We start from the raw sequence: 3,001 nt of genomic DNA, 5'->3' as shown, positions 1-3,001 counted from the left end.
CGACGCGCTCGCGCTGCCGCTGCCGGACGCCGGCCTGGACGCCGTCCGGTGCGAGCGCGTGCTGCAGCACCTGACGGATCCCGCGCGGGCCGTCGCGGAGATCGCCCGGGTGCTGCGGCCGGGTGGCCGGGTCACCCTGCTGGACACCGACTGGGCCACCTTCGTCCTCCACCCCGCCTCCCCCGTGGTCCGGGCCGCGCTCGCCACCGTCGCCCAGGAGACCGCCGCCACCCCGGACGCCGGACGCCGCCTCGCCGAGTGGTCGGCCGACGCCGGGCTGACCGTCGACGAGACCGGCTCGGACGTCCTGCTGCACGACCCGCGCTCCGTCACCTGGCCGCTGGTGCACGTGCTCGGCGGGGCGGCCGTCGAGCGCGGTCTGATCACCGGGGCGCAGCGCGACGGGCTCTACGGCGGGTTGGCGTCCGCCGCCGGGCGCGGCGCGTTCCACCTGTCGGTCACGATGTTCGCCGTCCTCGCCCACCGGCCACGCCGACGGTGACCCCTCGCGGATGACGCGCCCGCCCCGGCGGCTACTCCCCGGTGCCGGGCGCGCCGCGCGTGTCGGTGGGCGGGCGGGCGGAGGGCAGGCGGCGGGTGAACAGGAGGGCGCCGGCGGTGATGCCCGTGCAGGCCAGGACCGCGGCCTTGAGCCCGTCGATCTGGGCGTCCCGGTAGCTCTCCACCAGGGCCGAGGCCTCCTGCGGCGGCACCTCCGGTCGCGCGGCCAGCGCCGTCGCCACGTCGTCGGCGGGCACGAAGGACACGCCCGCCTCCACCCGGACGGCGGTCTGCTCGGCGACGGCGGCGGAGACGCGGGGGTCGTCCTCGATCCGGGTGGTGACGGAACTCGCGAGGGCGCCGATCAGGATCGCGCCGATCAGCGCCGTCCCGACCGAGGAGCCGAGGTTCTGGGCGGTGTACTGCAGGCCGCCGGCCTCGCTGCGTTCCTCCTGGCGCACGCTGGACTGCACCGTGTTGCCCAACTGGGAGGCGAGCATCCCCATGCCGGCACCGAGCAGCGCCATCGCCCCGGCGAACGAGCCGCCGCGCAGTTCCGGCCCGATCGCGGCGATCAGCCACAGGGTGGCGGCGACCAGGACCAGCAGTCCGGTCCGGGCGATGGTGCGGGGCGAGGCGAAGCGCAGCAGCAGGGAGCCGGACATCGAGGCCGCGAGCATGGTGACGGACACCGGCAGCAGTCGCAGGCCGGTCTCGAAGGCGTCCAGGCCCTGGACGACCTGGAGGTAGAGCGGGATGACGAAGAACAGGCCCAGCAGGACGGTGTTCTGGTTGAACAGGGTCACCAGACCCGCGCGCAGCGTCCGGTTGTCGAACAGCGCGAGCGAGACCAGGGGGTCCAGGCCCTTGTCCTCCCGCCGGCGCTCGTGGACGCAGAACGCGTAGATCAGCGCGCCGCCGAGGGCGACGGCGAACAGCGTCGGGGCGAACCCGAGGACGGTGAACGGCGGGTTGCGCGGCTTCACCCAGCCCCAGGTGCCGCTCTGCAGCACGGCCAGGACCATCACGGCCAGGCCCGCGGCCGACAGCACGACACCCGGCACGTCGAGCCTCGGCCGCCGGTCCGGCGGCGCCTGGCCCGGCACCCAGCCCATCAGGAAGAGGATCAGCACGACCAGGACCACCTCACCGGCGAACACCAGCCGCCAGGTGAGGTAGGTGGTGACCCAGCCGCCGAGCAGCGGTCCCACCGCGATGCCCGCGCCCGCGAGGCCGCCGATGACGCCGTAGGCCACGGCCCGGTCGCGCCCGTGGTAGGAGCCGGCCACCAGCGCGGCCAGTGCGGGCAGGACCAGGGCGGCGCCCAGTCCCTCGATGACGGACCAGCCGAGCGCGAGCACGCCCACGGTGGGCGCCACCGCGGTCAGCCCCGAGCCGACCGCGTACACCATCAGCCCGACCACGAAGACGCGGCGGCGCCCGAACATGTCGCCGATCCGGCCGCCGGTCAGCATGAACGCGGCCATCACCAGGGTGTAGAGGGTGATGACGGCCTGGATGGCGGTGACCTCGGTGTCGAAGTCCTCCACCAGCTGGCTGATCGACACGTTCATCACCGAGGCGTCGAGCACCATCAGGAACTGGGCCGTGCCGAGCACGACCAGGGGCTTCCAGCGATTCACCGCGCCTCCCGGTCAGCCGCCGAGGATCCGCGCCTTCTGGGCGGCGAACTCCTCCTCGGTCAGGACACCCTGGTCCTTGAGCGTCGCCAGCTCCTTGAGCTGGTCGAGCTTCTCCTCCATGGTCGCCGCGGCGGCCGGGGCGGGCGGCGGGGGCGCGGGCGCGGCGGGCTCGGCGTAGTAGCCGGCCTGCTGGGCGTCCTGCTGCGCCCAGCGGCCGGCCTGGCGCCGGGAGACGCGGTTGGAGACGGCGGTGGCCGTTCCGGCGACCACCGCGGTGCGGGCGACGCCGCGGAGCAGTCCGGGCATGGCTTCCTCCTGAGGGCGGGTGAGGGGGTGGGGGACGCGGGTCAGCCCGCGGCTTCGAGGCCTTCGACCGCGTCCAGGACGTCCAGGAGGTCCTGGAGCTGGACGCGTCCGCCGGCGACGATCCGGGCGTCCTCCCGGCGCAGGGCGTTGGCCAGCGGCGCCGCCCAGCGGTTCTCGTAGAGGAGGACGGCGGCGGAGTCGCCCGGTTCCAGGAGGGCACCCGCCTCGGCGATGTCGGACTCGCCGAACAGGCCGGAGGATGCGCCCTCGAAGACCGTCAGGTCGAGGCGTCCGTCGCCGGTCACGTCGGCCAGTTCGAGGCCCGCCACCGTGCCGTCCGCGTCCTTGTGGACGAAGGTCAGGTCGAGGACGCGGATGATGTCGCGCTCGACCAGGTCGACGAGCAGGGGCAGCCCCTCGCCGGTGAGATGGCTTCCGGGGAACGCGATGACCAGGTAGTCGATGGGGCCCGGTTCGTCGAGTTCGCCGGTCGTGCCGGGTTCGCTGCTCACGTCGGCTCCTGTCGCAGGAGGGCCGGCCGACGGCGTCGG

Annotated in this window: 4 protein-coding genes; 1 reads left to right on the top strand and 3 read right to left on the bottom strand. The window is 74.4% G+C overall.

Annotation, left to right across the window (positions count from 1 at the left end; genetic code table 11):
* Positions 1-502: methyltransferase domain-containing protein (locus ABD308_RS06070; RefSeq protein ID WP_344328151.1), on the top strand; the 502-nt coding region annotated here is incomplete at its 5' end.
* Between the two features lie 31 nt (positions 503-533).
* On the opposite strand, the gene ABD308_RS06065 is transcribed toward ABD308_RS06070, so the two are convergent.
* From ABD308_RS06065 to ABD308_RS06055, 3 genes are read right to left on the bottom strand one after another with little or no spacing between them, the layout of a single operon-like run.
* Entirely contained in the window at positions 534-2,144 is a 1,611-nt protein-coding gene (locus ABD308_RS06065) for an MFS transporter (protein WP_344328148.1), read from the bottom strand.
* 12 nt (positions 2,145-2,156) lie between these two features.
* A complete protein-coding gene (locus tag ABD308_RS06060; protein WP_344328145.1) occupies positions 2,157-2,450 on the bottom strand; it encodes an SHOCT domain-containing protein in 294 nt (97 codons plus the stop codon).
* Between the two features lie 41 nt (positions 2,451-2,491).
* Positions 2,492-2,962, bottom strand: a complete 471-nt coding sequence (locus tag ABD308_RS06055; protein WP_344328142.1) for a DUF6325 family protein — start codon at positions 2,960-2,962, stop codon at positions 2,492-2,494.
* Between the last annotated feature and the right edge of the window lie 39 nt (positions 2,963-3,001).

It is taken from the genome of Kitasatospora putterlickiae (assembly GCF_039527695.1).
In the GTDB taxonomy this organism is placed as follows: domain Bacteria; phylum Actinomycetota; class Actinomycetes; order Streptomycetales; family Streptomycetaceae; genus Kitasatospora; species Kitasatospora putterlickiae.
Note: the sequence above shows the minus strand (reverse complement) of the source record. Positions and strands in the feature narration are given on the sequence as shown.

Bases quoted from the DNA above. Each gene is read 5' to 3' on its own strand.
- ABD308_RS06060 (WP_344328145.1), bottom strand. From the start codon at position 2,450: ATGCCCGGACTGCTCCGCGGCGTCGCCCGCACCGCGGTGGTCGCCGGA.